This is a genomic window from Blastomonas natatoria, assembly GCF_003201955.1.
Taxonomy (GTDB): Bacteria; Pseudomonadota; Alphaproteobacteria; order Sphingomonadales; family Sphingomonadaceae; genus Blastomonas; species Blastomonas natatoria.
Genome location: NZ_QJJM01000014.1, coordinates 49658 through 67088 on the forward strand (window position 1 = coordinate 49658; position 17431 = coordinate 67088).

Below are 17431 nucleotides of genomic sequence, written 5' to 3' on the forward strand. Positions count from 1 at the left end.
CTGCTGGCGTCGCGGGCTGAGCCCGTGACGTGACAAAGACCGGCTGGAAGCCCCGCGCTTCCGGCCGGTTTTTTGTTCGATGATGGGCGATTGGATGCGTTACCAAAATCTGGTATCGTCAACCCATGACCAAGAACACCTCCATCGCGCTGGGCGCGCCGTTTCAGGAATTTGCCCGCCGCAAGGTGGAGTCGGGCGAATATGGCTCGACCAGCGAGGTCGTACGCGAGGCCATGCGGCGGTTGATGGCCGAGGATGAACGGCGCGGAGCCCTTAATGCAGCTCTTCGCGAGGGTCTGGCGAGCGGCCCTGCCGAGCCATTCGACTGGGACGGCTTCATGCACCGCCATTTCGGCGATGCCGCATAAGGTTCTCCTGCTCCCCGCTGCTGGCCGCGATCTCGACGCTATCGCCGTCGCTACCATGCAGCAATGGGGCACAGCGCAGGCTCGGCACTATCTCGCTGCGATGCGAGCGAGTATTTCGTCGCTGGCCGATTTTCCGCTGCGCAATCCAGTCTACCGCAGCGAGGGGAGGGAATTCCGCCAGCTGCTGTGCGGGCATCACTTAGTATTTTATCTGGTCGTTGAAGACACGGTGCAGATCATCCGCATCCTGCACGAGCGGATGGATATCGACCGGCATCTCTGACACCGCCCACAAATGCTTCGGGGCAGGAACCGCGTACGGTACCTGCCCCGAACAATGTCATCGCCAGATGGCCATTCAGCCGATCAGTACACCCGCTTCTTGGGCTTGATATACTCGACCTCGTCGCTCAGCGTATATTCGTGGACCGGGCGGTAGTCGAGCGTCACCTTGCCGCCCTTGCCACCCCAGCCTTCGAACCAGCTGACGGTGTGCTTCATGAAGTTCGCATCGTCGCGCTCGGGATAATCCTCGTGCATGTGCGCGCCGCGGCTTTCCTTGCGGGCATGCGCGCTCTCGATGGTGCACACCGCCTGGCTGAGCAGGTTGTCGAGCTCGAGCGTCTCGATCAGGTCGGTGTTCCAGATCAGCGAGCGGTCGGTGACGTGGACGTCCTCCATCCGCTTGTTGACCGTCTGCATCAGCGCAGTGCCTTCGGACAGCAGCTGCGTATCACGGAACACGGCGGCATGCTTCTGCATCGTCTTCTGCATCTCCATGCGAATCTGCGCGGTGGGCGAGCCGCCCTTGGCATTGCGGAAATGGTCGAGACGCGACAGCGCCAGATCGGCCGAGTCCTTCGGCAGCGCCTTGTGCGCGCTTCCCGGCTTGATCGTATCGCGCAGGTGGTGGCCGGTCGCGCGGCCGAACACGACGAGGTCGATCAGCGAGTTCGATCCCAGACGGTTCGCGCCATGGACCGAAACGCACGCTGCTTCGCCCACGGCATAGAGGCCGGGGACCACGGTATCGGGGTTGCCATCCTTGATGGTGACGACCTGGCCGTGATAATTGCAGGGAATGCCGCCCATGTTGTAGTGCACGGTCGGCACCACCGGCAGCGGCTGGCGCGTCAGATCGACGCCGGCAAAGATCTTGCCGGTTTCGGTTATCCCCGGCAGACGCTCGGCCAGCACCTTCTCGTCAATATGGTCGAGGTGAAGGTAGATATGATCGCCTTCCTTGCCGACACCGCGGCCTTCGCGGATTTCGGCAGCCATCGAGCGGCTGACGACGTCGCGGCTGGCCAGGTCCTTGGCCGACGGGGCGTAGCGCTCCATGAAGCGCTCTCCTTCGGAATTGGTGAGATAACCGCCCTCACCGCGCGCGCCTTCGGTGATCAGCACGCCCGCGCCATAGATGCCGGTCGGGTGGAACTGCACGAATTCCATGTCCTGCAGCGGCAGGCCTGCGCGCAGCACCATTGCGCCGCCGTCACCCGTGCAGGTGTGCGCCGAGGTGGCGGAGAAATAGCAGCGGCCCGATCCGCCCGTCGCCAGCACCACGGCATGGCTGCGGAAACGATGGATCGATCCGTCTTCCATGCACAAAGCGATCACGCCCCGGCAGACGCCGTCTTCCATGATCAGGTCGATGGCGAAATATTCGATGAAGAAGTCGGAATCGTACTTCAGTGACTGCTGGTACAGCGCGTGCAGCATGGCGTGGCCGGTACGGTCTGCTGCTGCACAGGTGCGCTGCACCGGGGGGCCTTCGCCCATGTTCTGCATGTGCCCACCGAACGGACGCTGATAGATGGTGCCATTGTCGTTGCGGCTGAACGGCACGCCGGCATGCTCGAGCTCGTAGACGGCCGCCGGTGCTTCGCGCACCATGTACTCGATCGCGTCCTGATCGCCCAGCCAGTCCGATCCCTTGACGGTATCGTACATGTGCCACGACCAGTGGTCGGGAGAGTTGTTGCCCAGGCTGGCGGCGATGCCGCCCTGCGCCGCCACGGTGTGGCTGCGGGTGGGGAACACCTTGGTGATGCACGCGGTCTTCAGGCCCGCTTCTGCGCTGCCCATGGTGGCGCGCAGGCCCGATCCGCCGGCCCCCACGACAACCGTGTCGTACACATGGTCGATGATCTTGTAGGCTTCGGTCATCAGCTTGCAGCTCCGGCAAAGGCAATGCGCGCTACGGCGAAAATGCCGAGGGCGGCCCCGGCAACGGCGTAGAAGTTGAGCAGCAGGATCACGCCGAACTTGGTGCCATGATCATGCACATAATCTTCGACGATCACCTGAAGGCCCAGGCGCAGGTGATAGAAAACGGTGACGATCAGCAGGATCATCGCGGTGGCAGGCAGCGGAGCGGAGAGCCAGGCGGTGACGGTCGCGTAATCCAGCGCAGGCAGGCTGACCAGCGAGGCGATGAACCACAGCATCAGGATGAGATTGCTGACCGCGGTCACCCGCGCCATCACCCAGTGATGGGTTCCCGTCTTGGCGGACCCCAGCCCGCGAACCTTGCCAATTCTGGTGCCACTTCCCATGGTCAACTCCCAGCGCGGGCCCCATAGCCCTTTCGCGCTTCACAGATAATTCAAAAGATCAGGCGAAAAAGATGATCGCCCACAAAAAGGCCGTCAGCGCGATCGACAGCACCGGCAGCAGCCCGGCCCAGCGGTTGTTGCGATCAACCTCATAGCCCGCGCCGATATCCAGCACGAAATGGCGGAGGCCCGAGAGCATGTGCTGGAAGAAGGCCCAGGACAGGCCGATCATCAGCAGATAGCCGATGGGGCTGGTCGCCCAGCCGACATACCAGGCATAGGCATCGGGTCCGCTGGCGAGTGCCATAAGCCAGCCGACAAGCAGAATCCCGCCGATCACGGCCATGCCGTCACCGGTTGCGCGATGCAGGATCGAGACCAGCATGGCCGGGCCCCAACGCCAGATGGAAAGGTGCGGCGACAGCGGCCTGCCCGATGGTTTTGCCATGGTCTCCCCCGTTTAAACGATCGTGTTCATAAGCGAAATTGCGTCCGGCGCCTGTTTAGCCGATTGCCCAAATGATGCAATTGTTGATTGCGCGCCCCGCCTTGCACCGGGGGCATCGCGCTGCTGACCGCGCGCACCCGATCGCTCCAGCAATAACCGGGCGTTAACCATGAGCGCATATGCCGGAGGCCGACGCACCCAGCTTGGCGAGAGGACGGCATGGCAGACCACCACAGGGATACGAAGGGCAGTGCCAATTTCAAGGCGCTCTACCAGTCCGTGGCTCACGAACTTTCGATCAGCCGGCGGCTGGCAGCCTTTGACGCCGCCGGCGATCTTCCTCGCCTTGCGCGCGAGGCGCTGGACCTGCTGAAGCAGGATCAGGACGCCATTGCCCAGTGCTTCTGGGATAATTTCAATTCGATTGCCGACCTGGCCAGCAAGACGCGTGACCTGGAGACGCTCAGGCAGAAGAATATCGAGGCCAGCCGTCGCTACACCCACGAGAAAATGGCCAATTTCGACGGCCAGCTCTGGGTGGAGATGGCCTTCAGCCACGCCCTGTACGCCCAGCAACTGGGCGTCCCGATGTGGCAGCTGCTGGCTGCACAGGCGCATACGCATGATTTTGCCGTGAGCAGAATGCGCGAGAAGCTTCCTGACGACATGGACCGGTATCAGCAGCTGGCGCGTGCCACGGCCCAGGTCATGGTGATCGAAGCAGAGATCATGGCCTTTGCCATCAACACCATGACCCAGCAGGAAGCCCAGAAGGTGCGCATCGCGCAGACTGCCAGCTTCAAGCAGACCGTGGACGGCGAACTGCAACAGGCCTCGCATCTGGGCAGTGGTCTTCAGAGCCAAGTCGTGAATGCATCCGAAGCCGCCCGGCAGATGCTGGGACGGTCATCCGAGGTTGCCGCCGCCGCAGAACAGTCGGCAATCGCCATGCGCGAGGCGGCCCAGACAGCCGCCGGCCTGATCCGCGCTATCGAGGAAGCCCGCAGCGAGGTCGAAGTCGCCGCCGACGTTGCCGAACGCGCCTCGCGTGAGGCAGGCCATGCGGTGGCGAGCACGCAGACCTTGTCGACCCATGCCGAATCCATCGAATCGATTCTCAGCCTGATCCGCGACATCGCCGGGCAGACCAACCTGCTGGCGCTCAACGCCACCATCGAGGCGGCCCGCGCAGGCGATGCCGGGCGCGGGTTTGCCGTGGTTGCGCAGGAGGTCAAGAGCCTCGCCAACCAGACCGCCCGCGCCACCGACGATATCGCCCACAAGATCACCGCCATCCAGCAGGCTACCCGCGATACCGTGGCATCGAACGATTCGGTGCGCGCAACGGTGAGCGAAGTGCAGACCAGCGCCGACCGCATCCGCGAGGCAATGGAAATCCAGGCGCAGACGGTTACCATCATTACCGCCGCCGTCGACGAAACCGCGCTTGCGGCCGATTCCATGTCGAACACCATCGGCACTATCCGGATCGACACCGAAAGCCTCGCGAGCGAGATGGACAAGGTCGGCGCAGGCTTCAGCCATCTGCAGAACCAACTGGTCGAACTGCGCAATCGTTCGGATCGGTTCGCGGACGAAATCGGTCTCGCCAAGAGCGCCTGACGCTGCAATTTCGTCGCCCGGTCATGGACCGGGGCGCGAGGCGGCGATATGGTGCCGCGCATGATCAGCGTTGAACAGAATATCCTCATCACCGGCTCGAGCCGGGGCATCGGTCGCGCCATTGCCGACCATCTCCATGAAGCGGGCCACCGCATCGTTGGTCATGCCAGCCGCCCCTTCCTCGATGACAGCCCCGACACCCCCGAATGGGATGTGATCGGCGCCGATTTCGGAGACTTTCGCGGACCCGACATGCTCTGGAACGAGGCGCTGGACATTCTGGATGGCCGCATCGACGTTCTCATCAACAATGCCGGCATTTTTGCAGCCAATCCGATCGACCGGGGCGATGCCGAATGGCTCGCCGCCTGGGACGAGACGATGACCATCAATCTGACCGCCAGCGCGCAACTGTGCCGCTTTGCCGTCCAGCATTTCCTCGATCATGGCAATGAAGGGCGCATCGTCAACATTGCCAGCCGCGCGGCCTATCGCGGCGACAGCCCGGCGCATTGGCATTATGCGGCATCCAAGGGCGGGATGGTGGCGATGACCAAATCGATCGCGCGCGCCTATGCCTCCAGCGGTATCTACGCCTTCGCCATCTGCCCGGGCTTCACCATGACCGGCATGGCGGAGGACTATCTTTCGAGCAGGGGGGGCGACAAGCTGCTGGCCGACATTCCCCTGGGCCGCGTCGCCATGCCCGACGAGGTTGCCACCATGGCGGCCTTCTGCGCCATCGACGCGCCGCCCTCGATGACGGGCGCAGTGCTCGACGTGAACGGCGCGAGTTACGTGCGGTAAGGGGATGAGATGAAGGGGGGCTGGGTGTACATGATGGCGGACCGCTATCGGGGCACCATCTATACCGGTGTAACTGCGGACATCGGACGCCGGGTGGAGCAGCATCGATCTGACGGTGGGTCACGTTTCGTCAAACGATATGGCCTCGACCGACTCGTCTACACCGAATGGCATGACGAGATCGAATTTGCGATCGCGCAGGAAAAGGCGATCAAGAAATGGTGCCGTCAGTGGAAGGTTGACCTGATCGAGCAGGCAAACCCGAATTGGGAAGACCTGTCACACCTCATAAACGCCTGATCCGGGCGCACCGTATTTCGTCACCCCCGCGAACGCGGGGGTCCCGCTTCCTTTCTGAACTCTGTGAATAAGCGGGATTCCCGCGTTCGCGGGAATGACGGTATTGGCAAAGTGAAGAGGGTTTCCCTAAAGGTGTGCGAGCCTCCACGCGAACAAGGACCCACGCATTGGACAATTGGAAAGTCACCATCCCCTGCACGCTCGCAGAGGCGCAGGCCGTGACCGACGACATGACGCTCGACGACAGCGCCTTCGGCAGCCCCAGCCTGGTGGCGAGCGAGGTCGATGCCTATGCCGATCCGCAGGAGTCGGGCAGTTGGGCGTTGCACGCCTATTTTACCGAAGAACCTCAGGGCGCGTGGATCGAGACCCTGCGCGGCCTCGTCCCCAGCGCGACCAGCGCGGTGCTCAGCGCGGAACTTCTTCCCGACGAGGACTGGGTTACGCTGAGCCAGGCCGGGCTCGAACCGATCCGCGCTGGACGCTTCCATGTCCACACGCCCGAAATGCCCGCTTCTGACGAGCCCGGCGTGCGCAGCTTCGAGATTCCGGCGAGCCTGGCCTTTGGCACCGGGCATCACAACACGACGCGTGGCTGCCTGATGATGCTCGATTCGATGCAGGCCGCCGGTACGCATGTGACAAGCCATATCGATATCGGCACCGGCACCGGACTGCTCGCCTTTGCCGCGATGCACCTGTGGCCCGGGGCGAGCGCGATCGCCAGCGATATCGACCCGGTCTGTGGGCCTGCGGTCGAGCATAATGCGGCGGCCAATGCCGTGCCGATGGGCGATGGTCCGGGCGAACTGGCGATGGTGATCGCCGAGGGGCTGGACGACGCGCAGCTTCAGGCGCGTGCGCCTTATGATCTGGTAATCGCCAATATCCTGGCCGGGCCGCTGATCGATCTGGCGGCCGATGTCGCTTCGGTCACCGGCGCGAACGGCTATGCGGTGCTATCCGGCTTGCTCGGCACCCAGTCCGAGGCGGTGGCAGGGGCATATCGTGCGCAAGGCTTCGCGCTGGAAGATCGGCTGGACCTCGGCGACTGGACAGTATTGCGGCTGTGCAAGACCGGCGCAGCCTGACGTCAAGGCCTTTCAGGCATTGCCAGTTCTCCGGCGAAAGCCGGAGCCCAGCGGCGACATTGTGCCACGCCGCTCTGGATTCCGGCTTTCGTAGGAAAGCGGATCAGGAGGAACGTGCCGCTGCCTGCCCCATTTGGTCACCCCCGCGAAGGCGGGGGTCCCGCTTCCTCTGGAACGTCACGCAAAAGCGGGATTCCCGCGTTCGCAGGAATGACGGGTGATGGCGAAAGCCGCCAGAGCCCTGCTCGCCTGGCTGGCGCTGATCGCGGGCTTGGCCTTTGCTGCGGGCGAGATCGGCGGGCTATGGGGCACCAACACCGACTGGCGCGCGCCCGAGGACGGCGTGACCATCTATGTCGAGACCAACGGCTTTCACACCGGCTTCATCCTGCCCGCACGCGCCGAGGGGATCGACTGGCACGTGCTGTTCCCGCCGACCGATCTCAAGGACATACGCTATCATGCCACCGGTGCGACCGATCATGTCGCGATCGGATGGGGCGAGCGCGATTTCTACCTGAACACCCCGGACTGGCGACAGCTCGACCCTGCGACCATGGCCCGCGCCGCCATCGGCAGCGATGCCACGCTGATCCACATCTATCACATGAACCGCCCGCAGGAGGGCCGCTATGCCCGCAAGCTGATGATCAGCCATGCCGCCTATCGCCGGCTGGCCGACCGGCTGATGCAGGACATCGCCTTTCCGAAACGCGGACCGCTGAACCCCATTCCCGGCTATGGCGGCGATGATGTGTTCTACAAAGCCAATGGGCGGTATTCGCTGGTCCGCAGCTGCAATGTCTGGACCGGCGACCATCTGCGCGCCATCGGCGTGCGGGTCGGCGCCTGGACCCCGGCGGAACACCATGTCATGCGCTGGTTTCCTGAAGTTTCATCTCGAGAAACAGTCGCTCTGCCCGAGCCGGATTGAGCGCCAGCGCCGCGCGGTATGCCTCCGCTGCGCCGACCCGGTCACCGGTTTGCGCGAGCAGATGCGCGCGCGCTGCATGCCAGGGGCGGTATCGTTCCAGCTGCATGCTGCCCAGCGCCTCGATCTCGCCCAGCCCAACCTCAGGCCCCTCGACCCGCGACAGCGCGACGGCGCGGTTGATCGCCACGACCGGGCCGGGGCGCAACACCATCAGCATGTCGTACAGTCTGAGGATGGCAAGCCAGTCGGTATGTCCTTCTCCCTTGCGCCGCGAATGGGTGAGATGGATCGCCGCCATCAGCTGATACGGCCCGCTTTGCCCGATCTGTGCCGCGCGGCGCATCAGACTTGCTGCCGATCCGATGAGCCTGTCGTTCCACAAGGCCGGTTCTTGTTCGCTCAACGGGATCATGCGGCCTTGATCATCGACCCGTGCCGCCCGCCGCGCCTCGGCGAGCTGCACCAAAGCGGCCAGGCCCAGCACCTCGGGGTCATCGGGCAGCAGTTCGGCGAGCATGTCGGTCAGCCGCAATACCTCGGGACCCAGATCGGCGGTCGGCTCGCTGCTAGCCGCGTCCTGAAAGGCCAGCGCATAGCCGATCTCGAGCGTCGCCAGCACCGCTTGCAGCCGCTCGGTCCAGAGATGCGGGGGCGGGGTCTCGAACGGCACGCCCGCCTCGCGGATCTTGGTCTTGGCGCGTGTGAGCCGCTGGAACATCGCCGGGACGGCCATCAGAAAGGCCGCCGCGATCCGCTCGGTAGGCACACCACAGACCACACGCAGGGTCAGCGCGGCACGTGCCTCGGGCGCGATCGCCGGATGGCAGCAGATGAAGATCAGCCGCAGCCGATCGTCGGGAATCTGTTCGTCGAACAGCGAGACGGCATCCATGTCCCCGCCCTCCGGTTCGGGCGGCTGTTCGGCGATCAGCTGGGTCAGCCGCGCCTCGCGCCGCAGCCGGTCGATGATCCGCCTCCGTGCCGTCACGTGCAGCCAGCCGCCGATATTGGCAGGCAAAGGTGCATCGGCGAAATGGCGCATCGCCAGCTCTGCTGCATCGGCAAAACCGTCTTCGGCGAGGTCCAGATCGCGGAACCGCGCCGCAAGCACCGCCACGACGGCGGGCCGGGCCGCGATGATCGACGCGCCCAGCCCGGCCGAGTTCATGCCTCGGGTTCGCTCATCGGCCAGACTGGGCGGATTTCGAGCGCGCCCTTGGGGATCGGGATGCGCCTGGCCCAAGCCAGCGCCTCGTCGAGATTGGCGACATCGATGATGTAGAAGCCGCCCAGTTCCTCATGGCTTTCGGAAAAGGCGCCGTCGTGGATCTGATGCTCGCCCATGTTCCAGCGGATCGTCGTGGCGGTCGATGCGGGCTTCAGCCGCTCGCCCGAAAAGCTGACCCCGGCAGCGACCATCGCCTCGCCCAGCGCCATGTGCGCGGCGAGCGTCTCGGCGAGCAGCTTCTCGCCCTCGGGGCCTGCATAGACGCTCTCGTCCTCGTGGATCATCAGCATGTACTGCATCATCATGTCTCCTCGTCCGAACGGCAAAAGGCGCGTTCTGCCCCATGACGAACGGCAATGGGTGAATTCGACAGCGGCTGAACTTTTTCGGCGCCATGACGCCAGAAGGACCGGAAACTTCAAGCCGATGCCATGATCGCCGCCCATTCGGCCTCGTCGACCACGCGCACGCCGAGCTCCGCCGCCTTTTTCAGCTTCGATCCTGCGCCGGGTCCGGCCACGACCAGATCGGTCTTGGCCGAAACGGACCCCGCGGCCTTGGCCCCCAGTCTTTCGGCCTGCGCCTTGGCCTCGTCGCGGCTCATGGTCTCGAGCTTGCCGGTGAACACGATGGTCTTGCCGCTCCATTCGGTCTCGCGCGCGGTGGAGACAAAGGCGACAGGGCGGACCTCGGCGATCAGATCGTCGAAGACCTGGGCGTTATGCGGCTCGTGGAAGAAATCGCCCAGCGCCTCGGCGACGGCGGGGCCGATGCCGTCGATTGCGGTGACTTCGGCGGTGGCCTCAATGCTGCCTTCAGCGAGCCTCCGCCCGATCTCGCCCACCGCCTCGGCGCTGCCGAAGCATTTGACGAGGTCTTTCGCCGTCACCGCGCCGACATGGCGGATGCCGAGCGCGAACAGGAAGCGCCCAGGGTCCGCCCCGCGCCGCGCCTCGATGCTGGCGAGCAGATTGTCGACCGACTTTTCCTGCCAGCCCTCGCGCGCCAGGATCGCGCTGCGGTGCTGCTTCAGGCGGAAGATATCGCCCGGCAGCCTGATGAAGCCGGCGTCGAGAAACTCGGCGATCGTCTTTTCGCCCAGGCCATCGATGTCGAGCGCGGCGCGGCTGACGAAATGCTTCAATCGCTCGCGCTGCTGCGCCGGGCAGATCAGCCCGCCGGTGCAACGGACATCGACCTCGCCGTCTTCGGCCACCGCCTCGCTGCCGCATTCGGGGCAGTGATCGGGGAAGTTGTAGGGCTCACGCAGTTCGTCGCGGGTCAGGTTCTCGACCACCTGCGGGATGACGTCGCCCGCACGCTGCACCTTCACCCGGTCGCCAGGGCGCACGCCCAGCCGCGCGATCTCGTCGCGATTGTGCAGCGTCACGTTCGACACGACGACACCGCCGACGGTCACGGGCACCAGCCTGCCCACCGGGGTCAGCTTGCCGGTGCGCCCGACCTGGATGTCGATCGCCTGCAGCGTCGTCTCGGCGCGCTCGGCGGGAAACTTGTGCGCCAACGCCCAGCGCGGTGCCTTGGCGACAAAGCCCAGCCGCGCCTGCCAGTCGAGCCGGTCGACCTTGTAGACCACGCCGTCGATATCATAGGGCAGGTCGGCGCGCCGCCGTTCGATCTCGCGATAATGCGCGAGCAGGTCTTCCAATGTTTCGACCCGCACCAGCAACGGCGACACCGGCACACCCATCGCGGCAATCGCCTGCATCACCGCATGCTGCGTGGCGCCAGGCACCGCGCTTGCGACGCCCCAGCCATGCGCAAGAAAGCGCAAGGGCCGCGCGGCGGTGACCTTCGCGTCCTTCTGCCTGAGCGAGCCGGCGGCGGCATTGCGCGGATTGGCGAACAGCTTCTCGCCGCGTGCCTCCTGCGCCGCATTGAGCGCGGCAAAGTCCGCCTTGGACATGTACACCTCGCCGCGAACTTCGAGGATGTCGGGGACACCACCGCCAGCGAGGCGTTCGGGAATATCCGCAATCGTCCGGACATTGGCGGTGACATCTTCGCCCACCTCGCCATCGCCGCGCGTCGCGGCGCGCACGAGCTCGCCATTCTCATAACGCAGCGAGAGCGACAGCCCGTCGATCTTGTCCTCGGCGGTAAAGGCCAGCACCTCGCCCTCCGGCAAGGCGAGATAGCGCCGCACCCGGCCCACGAACTCGGCAATGTCCTCGTCCGAAAAGCCGTTGTCGAGGCTCATCATCCGCTGCTCATGCCGCACCTTCGTCAGCGGCGAGGCCTCGACAGCCGCCCCCACCATCCGGCTGGGGCTGTCGGCGCGGATCAGGTGCGGAAAGGCCGCTTCCAGCTCATTGTTCCGCCGAACGAGCGCGTCATAATCCGCATCGGAAATCTCCGGCGAATCCTCGGCATGATAGAGCCGGTTGTGATGCGCGATTTTTTTGGCGAGCCGCTGGAGCTCGATCGCGACTTCGGCTTCGGACATCTGATGTGAATCGATCATCAAAAGCTCACTGTGCCCGTCGGGGTACGCATTTTTCCTCCGGGACCTTTCGCACCGCCTCCGGTCAACGATCCGTCCGCAATCAGTAGAGCGATCTGATACTGAAAAGTCCTAGCTTCTTTTGCTAACCAGAAACAATCATTGGCTGCCCCCACGACGTCATTTTCATCCCCTAACGTCTTCCGTCGATAGCAGTTGGCAACCGGTTTTCCTCTGGTGTCAGTGCCCCATGAAGCATGAATTGAGAAATTCCGCCTTTCCCTCCAGCGCTCATGATTTTCCTTTATACCCTCGAAATAGGGGCGCAATAACGGAAACCTGACCAGCTCTTGGTCGATAGCCTTCACAATGTCTTTAAAGTGCATACGCTCCAAACGCACCCATTGCTCGTGATTCAACCCTTTTAGCGCCTTCAAGCAAAGAGTGAGGGCAGTTTTTGCAAAACCTTCATAAAGAGCTGCCCGGCCAAGGTGAGCAAGAGATTGATCGTTCAATGCAATCTCAGGGGCTCCTTCGGCAAATTCGCTCATCACACCCCCTCCAGCAACCGGTCCGCCTGCGCTCTTGCTTCGGGCGTGATTTCCGCGCCCGACAGCATCCGAGCGATCTCTTCCTTGCGGCCGGCATCGTCCAATGTGCGCACGCCGGTGCGGGCTACCGTGCCGTCCGAGGTCTTGGCGATCAGCAGATGCTGACTGCCGCGCGCGGCGACCTGGGGCGAGTGGGTGACGACCAGCAGCTGCGTACCGCGCGCCAGCCGCGCGAGCCGCTCGCCGATGGCGGAGGCGACCGCGCCGCCGACGCCGCGGTCGATCTCGTCGAAGATCATCGTTGCAGCCCCGCCCTGTTCGGCCAGCGCGACCTTGAGCGCCAGGATGAAGCGCGAGAGCTCGCCTCCGGACGCGATCTTCATCAGCGGCGCGAAATCGCTGCCCGGATTGGTCGAGATGAGAAATTCGACATGATCCTTGCCGCTCGCGCCCCAGCGCGCCTCGTCGAGCGGCTCGACCAGGGTGCGGAAGCGTGCGGCGTCGAGCTTCAGCGGCTTCAATTCGGCCATCACCGCCGCATCGAGCGCCGCGCCCGCCTTGGTCCGCGCTACGCTCAGCGCCTCGGCGGCCGCCACATAGGCCTCGCGCGCCTTGTGCCGCGCCCTGTCGAGTTCGGCGACATTCGCCCCGCCCGATTCCAGCGCGGCCCAGTCCGCCTGCATCTTCTTCAGCAGATCGGGCAGCAGATCGCCTGCGACATTGTGCTTGCGGGCGAGCGCGCGCAGATCGAACAGCCGCCGCTCCAGCTCGTCGAGCCGCACCGCGTCATAGGTCAAAGCCTCGGAGGCGGCGCGCAGCTTGGCCTCTGTATCGTCAGCCTCGATCATCGCGCGGTCGAGCGCCTCCATCGCCTGGTCGAGCAGCGGATGCTCCTCCGCGATCCGCCCCAGCTTGCGCGCCGCCCCGCGCAGCTGCGCCAGCGCGCCCTTCGATCCCTCGAAGGTCTCGAACAGTTCGGCGAGATCGCCCGACAGCCGCTCGCCCTTCTGCATCGCGGCGCGTTCGCCTGCCAGTTCCTCTTCCTCGCCAGGCTGAGGGCCGAACGCGGCAAGTTCCTCCAGATTATGCTCGAGCAGTTCGCGGTCGCGCATCGCGGTCTCGATCGCCTCGCTCGCCGCAACGAACGCGCGCTCAGCCGCCTGCCATTCGCGCCAGGCCGCCGCGACGCCCGCGACATCGCAGCGCCCGAAACTATCGAGCAGGTCGCGATGGCCCTTGGGGTTGATGAGGCCGCGATCGTCGTGCTGGCCATGAATCTCGACCAGCATCGCGCCCAGGTCGCGAAGCAGCGCGGCGGACACCGGCTGGTCGTTGACGAACGCACGACTGCCGCCATCGGCGCGCACCTGCCGCCGGATCAGCAGCGGCTCGCCCGGCTCCTGCGCGATGTCATTGTCCTGGAGCAGTGCAGCAACACCGGCATGGTCCGCCGTATCGAACCCCGCGATCACCAGTGCCCGCTCGGCCCCCTGGCGCACCAGCCCGCTATCGGCGCGCGCGCCCATGGCGAGGCCCAGCGCATCGAGCAGGATCGACTTGCCCGCCCCGGTCTCCCCGGTCAGCACGCCGAGGCCCGCATGGAAGTCCAGATCGAGCGCCTCGATCAGCACCAGGTCACGAATGGCGAGCGACAGCAGCATCCCCGTGCTTTAGAACAGAGCAGGCACATCTGGAAACAGGCTTTTTGGACGATGGTGGCGCAACCGCACGATCATCTGCGGGTAAAAGCGCGTGCATGGCATTGACTTGTTCCGGCGCTCCCCATAGCTCCGGCCAATGGGGCATGGATGCGCAAGGATGACGACGCGAAAATGACCCTTATACCGCAAATCCTCGACTTCGGGACGGCGCGATGAGCCTCGCTGCCCTGCCGCTTGCGCTGGTGCTCTCGACAATGCAGGCCGGGGCCGAGCCGGTTGTTCCGCCATCGGGCAGCCCCATCCGGACCGAGCAGGCCATGCCCGCGCTGCCACCCTGCCCTGCCAATGCGCCGCTGCCGGGTGCACCTGCCGATGCGCCGGCATCGCTCGACCAGGGCGGTGCCATTGTCGTCACGGCGCGGCCCGATTCCGAGCCTGGCGACCCGATGCTGCAGCTCAATGCACAATCGTTCGAGGTCGTGCAGGATGTCGACGAGGCACTCGTCGGCCCGGTGGCGATGGCGTACAAGGACGCGGTGCCCAAGCCGGTGCGCCACGGCATCCGCAACTTCCTGCGCAACCTGACCGAGCCCATTGTCGCGCTCAACTTCCTGCTGCAGCTGAAGCCGGGCAAGGCGGCGGAGACGGTCGGGCGGTTCGCAATCAACAGCACCATCGGCATCGGCGGGCTGTTCGATGTCGCCAAGCGCGATCCGTTCAAACTGCCCTATCGCCGCAACGGCTTTGCCAACACGCTCGGCTATTATGGCGTCGAGCCGGGCGCGTATCTGTTCCTGCCGCTGATCGGGCCGACCACGGTGCGCGATCTGGTCGGCGGAACGATTGACGGACTGCTGCTGCCGACGGTCGCGGGCGCGCCGTTCAACGACCCCTATTTCACCCTTCCCGCCGCGACGCTGAGCGCGCTGCAGGGCCGCATCCAGATCGACGAACAGCTGAACGCGCTGCGCAACCAGAGCGGCGACCCCTATATGGCCGCGCGCGATTTCTACCTGAAGCGCCGCCAGGCCGAGATCGATGCGCTGAAGGGCCGGGTGCAATATCCCGATGCGGACCTGCCGTTCGTCAATCCGGGCACGGGCCGGACGATGGTGGTGCCGGTTGCGCCGGTGACGCCTTCGGTGAACTGTGTGCCGGTAGGCGGGCTTTGAGCGCTTGACCCACTAACCACCTCCGCTCAGCCTGAGCTTGTCGAAGGCCCCGCACAGACCGTCCGAAAAATCAATTCGTCACCCCCGCGCACGCGAGGGTCCCGCTTTCTTCAATGCTCCGCGCAAAGCGGGATTCCCGCGTTCGCGGGAATGACGAGAGTTAAGACGCAGGCATCGGCGCGGGGCCTTCGACAAGCTCAGGCTGAGCGGACGTTGGGCGGTTCAACGCCTGCACATCCGCTTGGCTCACGCCCCCTGCAACAGCCCCTCTTTCGCGATCTTGTCGCGCCACACGAGCGGGGCGAGCTGGTGGACGTTGTTGCCTTGCGCATCGACCGCGACGGTCACCGGGAAGTCGCTGACCTCGAATTCGTATATCGCCTCCATGCCCAGGTCATGGAAGCCGACGACCGTGCTGCCCTTGATCGCACGCGCGACGAGGTACGCCGCGCCGCCGACCGCCATCAGATACGCGCTCTTGTGGTCGCGGATCGCATCGACCGCTGCCGGGCCGCGCTCGGCCTTGCCGACCATCGCGAGCAGGCCCTGCTCGAGCATCATGCGGGTGAACTTGTCCATGCGCGTCGCGGTGGTGGGGCCGGCGGGGCCGACAATCTCCTCGCCCACCGGATCGACCGGGCCGACATAATAGATCACGCGGCCGCGGAACTCGACCGGCAGAGGCTCGCCACGGCTGAGCATGTCCTGGATGCGCTTGTGCGCGGCGTCGCGCCCGGTGAGCATCTTGCCGTTGAGCAGCAACCGGTCGCCCTGCTTCCAGCTCTGCACAACCTCCGGCGTCAGGTTGTCGAGATCGACACGGATCGCCGCCTTGTCGGGCGTCCAGTTGACATCGGGCCACTCGTCGAGCTTCGGCGCCTCCAGATAGGCCGGGCCCGACCCGTCGAGGCTGAAATGCGCGTGGCGCGTCGCGGCGCAATTGGGGATCATCGCGACCGGCTTGCCCGCTGCATGGCAGGGCGCGTCCATGATCTTGACGTCGAGGATGGTCGACAAGCCGCCGAGACCCTGCGCGCCGATGCCGAGCGCGTTGACCTTGTCGAAAATCTCGATCCGCATCGCTTCCAGATCGCTCTGCGGCCCGCGTGCTTTAAGCGGCCCCATGTCGATCGGCTCCATCAGCGCCTTTTTGGCGAGCAGCACCGCATGTTCCGCGGTGCCGCCAATGCCGATGCCCAGCATGCCCGGCGGGCACCAGCCCGCGCCCATCTGCGGAATCATCTCCAGCACCCAGTCGACGATATTGTCGGAGGGGTTCATCATCTTGAACTTGGACTTGTTCTCGCTGCCACCGCCCTTGGCCGCGACATCGACATGCACGTGATGGCCCGGCACCATCTCCACATGCAGCACACAAGGGGTGTTGTCCTTCGTATTCCGGCGGGTGAAGGCCGGGTCGGCGAGCACCGAAGCGCGCAGCTTGTTGTCCGGGTGCAGATAGGCGCGACGCACGCCCTCATCGACAATCTCCTGCAGCGAGCGCGACGTATCGTCGAGGCGGCAGTCCATGCCCCATTTGACGAAGACGTTGACGATTCCGGTATCCTGACAGATCGGACGATGCCCTTCCGCGCACATGCGGCTGTTGGTGAGGATCTGCGCGATCGCATCCTTGGCCGCAGGCGATTGCTCCGCCTCGTATGCCGCACCCAGCGCACGGATATAGTCCATCGGGTGGTAATAGCTGATGAACTGCAGCGCGTCGGCGACGCTCTCGATCAGGTCGGCGGCTTTGATGGTCACGGTCATGGCATTCCCCCGGGCAACTGGACACGCGCTCAAGGGCGCGGGCGGATGAACTGCGACCGTCTCTATTGTGGCCGCACGGCTATCGCAAGCGGAGGCACAAGGGAATGTGTTTCGAGAGGCACCGCCCCACCCGATTACGGTCATCCACAGCCTGAAATTTGACGTGCACAAGCCTGTGGAGAGGAAATTGTGGGCAAGCCGCATTTGCCCTCTTGCGATTTTTCGGACCGGCTTTTTTCCACGCGTCGCACCGCCTAGCGTCCGCTCGGCCAGCGACGAAGCGAATCCCACGCGCGACGAACGGTTGGCCTAATTAACCATTTACCCTCTTGCGCCGGAATCAGGAAACGGCACTATAGGTAGTGGGGCATGCGGACGGGGCATACCAATAACAGTGGGTAACGTCAGGCGAGGGGGCAGACATGGGCCTTCACGTCAAGGGGCTTTCGCCCCTTT

General features: G+C 64.6%; 17 protein-coding genes. 8 read left to right on the plus strand and 9 right to left on the minus strand.

The genetic code is table 11. The annotated features are described in order from the left end of the window. Positions 1 to 125 precede the first annotated feature (125 nt). Positions 126 to 368, plus strand: coding sequence for a type II toxin-antitoxin system ParD family antitoxin (locus C7451_RS15905; RefSeq protein ID WP_110299945.1), 243 nt, complete (start codon positions 126 to 128; stop codon positions 366 to 368). Beyond that, positions 358 to 651 (plus strand): type II toxin-antitoxin system RelE/ParE family toxin, encoded by a 294-nt coding sequence (locus C7451_RS15910; protein ID WP_167398577.1) that lies wholly within the window; start codon positions 358 to 360, stop codon positions 649 to 651. The genes C7451_RS15905 and C7451_RS15910 overlap by 11 nt, the downstream gene beginning before the upstream one ends. Positions 652 to 734: 83 nt before the next feature. Here C7451_RS15910 and sdhA read toward each other — a convergent pair whose 3' ends face one another. From sdhA to sdhC, 3 genes are read right to left on the minus strand one after another with little or no spacing between them, the layout of a single operon-like run. Then, the gene (gene sdhA, locus C7451_RS15915) at positions 735 to 2537 is read right to left on the minus strand and encodes a succinate dehydrogenase flavoprotein subunit (protein WP_110299947.1); all 1803 of its coding nucleotides are present in this window, start codon (positions 2535 to 2537) and stop codon (positions 735 to 737) included. After that, positions 2537 to 2926 (minus strand): succinate dehydrogenase, hydrophobic membrane anchor protein, encoded by a 390-nt coding sequence (sdhD, locus tag C7451_RS15920; protein WP_110299948.1) that lies wholly within the window; start codon positions 2924 to 2926, stop codon positions 2537 to 2539. The genes sdhA and sdhD overlap by 1 nt, the downstream gene beginning before the upstream one ends. A gap of 58 nt (positions 2927 to 2984) precedes the next feature. Further along, entirely contained in the window at positions 2985 to 3374 is a 390-nt protein-coding gene (sdhC, locus tag C7451_RS15925; RefSeq protein ID WP_110299949.1) for a succinate dehydrogenase, cytochrome b556 subunit, read from the minus strand. Positions 3375 to 3593: 219 nt separating this feature from the next. Between sdhC and C7451_RS15930 the strand changes: the two genes are divergently transcribed. From C7451_RS15930 to C7451_RS15950, 5 genes are all read left to right on the plus strand, one after another. Next, complete coding sequence (locus C7451_RS15930; protein ID WP_110299950.1) at positions 3594 to 4997, plus strand: methyl-accepting chemotaxis protein; 1404 nt, start codon at positions 3594 to 3596, stop codon at positions 4995 to 4997. 60 nt (positions 4998 to 5057) lie between these two features. Next, complete coding sequence (locus C7451_RS15935; protein ID WP_110299994.1) at positions 5058 to 5804, plus strand: SDR family NAD(P)-dependent oxidoreductase; 747 nt, start codon at positions 5058 to 5060, stop codon at positions 5802 to 5804. Positions 5805 to 5813: 9 nt separating this feature from the next. Next, positions 5814 to 6104, plus strand: a complete 291-nt coding sequence (locus tag C7451_RS15940) for a GIY-YIG nuclease family protein (protein ID WP_110299951.1) — start codon at positions 5814 to 5816, stop codon at positions 6102 to 6104. Between the two features lie 167 nt (positions 6105 to 6271). Then, positions 6272 to 7195 carry a 50S ribosomal protein L11 methyltransferase gene (locus C7451_RS15945; protein WP_110299952.1) on the plus strand — a complete coding sequence of 308 codons (924 nt, stop codon included), beginning with the start codon at positions 6272 to 6274 and terminating at the stop codon, positions 7193 to 7195. Between the two features lie 220 nt (positions 7196 to 7415). Continuing rightward, the gene (locus C7451_RS15950) at positions 7416 to 8129 is read left to right on the plus strand and encodes a TIGR02117 family protein (RefSeq protein ID WP_110299953.1); all 714 of its coding nucleotides are present in this window, start codon (positions 7416 to 7418) and stop codon (positions 8127 to 8129) included. On the opposite strand, the gene C7451_RS15955 is transcribed toward C7451_RS15950, so the two are convergent. The 5 genes from C7451_RS15955 to recN all read right to left on the minus strand — a co-directional run bounded on the left by C7451_RS15955 (position 8068) and on the right by recN (position 14033). Continuing rightward, positions 8068 to 9297: an RNA polymerase sigma factor gene (locus C7451_RS15955; RefSeq protein ID WP_110299954.1), complete on the minus strand. Its 1230-nt coding sequence runs from the start codon at positions 9295 to 9297 to the stop codon at positions 8068 to 8070. The genes C7451_RS15950 and C7451_RS15955 overlap by 62 nt on opposite strands. Continuing rightward, complete coding sequence (locus C7451_RS15960) at positions 9294 to 9662, minus strand: YciI family protein (protein WP_244181971.1); 369 nt, start codon at positions 9660 to 9662, stop codon at positions 9294 to 9296. The genes C7451_RS15955 and C7451_RS15960 overlap by 4 nt, the downstream gene beginning before the upstream one ends. 113 nt (positions 9663 to 9775) lie before the next feature. Beyond that, positions 9776 to 11842 carry an NAD-dependent DNA ligase LigA gene (gene ligA / locus C7451_RS15965; protein WP_110299955.1) on the minus strand — a complete coding sequence of 689 codons (2067 nt, stop codon included), beginning with the start codon at positions 11840 to 11842 and terminating at the stop codon, positions 9776 to 9778. Further along, entirely contained in the window at positions 11842 to 12372 is a 531-nt protein-coding gene (locus C7451_RS15970; RefSeq protein WP_110299956.1) for a hypothetical protein, read from the minus strand. The genes ligA and C7451_RS15970 overlap by 1 nt, the downstream gene beginning before the upstream one ends. Then, a complete protein-coding gene (gene recN / locus C7451_RS15975; protein WP_110299957.1) occupies positions 12372 to 14033 on the minus strand; it encodes a DNA repair protein RecN in 1662 nt (553 codons plus the stop codon). Before recN ends, C7451_RS15970 begins: the two co-directional genes overlap by 1 nt. A gap of 212 nt (positions 14034 to 14245) precedes the next feature. On the opposite strand from recN, the gene C7451_RS15980 reads away from it, so the two are divergent. Then, entirely contained in the window at positions 14246 to 15205 is a 960-nt protein-coding gene (locus C7451_RS15980; RefSeq protein ID WP_110299958.1) for an MlaA family lipoprotein, read from the plus strand. A 246-nt stretch (positions 15206 to 15451) separates the two neighbouring features. Here the strand turns inward: C7451_RS15980 and C7451_RS15985 are convergent, their stop codons facing one another. Beyond that, complete coding sequence (locus tag C7451_RS15985; protein WP_110299959.1) at positions 15452 to 16975, minus strand: fumarate hydratase; 1524 nt, start codon at positions 16973 to 16975, stop codon at positions 15452 to 15454. Positions 16976 to 17431: the final 456 nt, after the last annotated feature.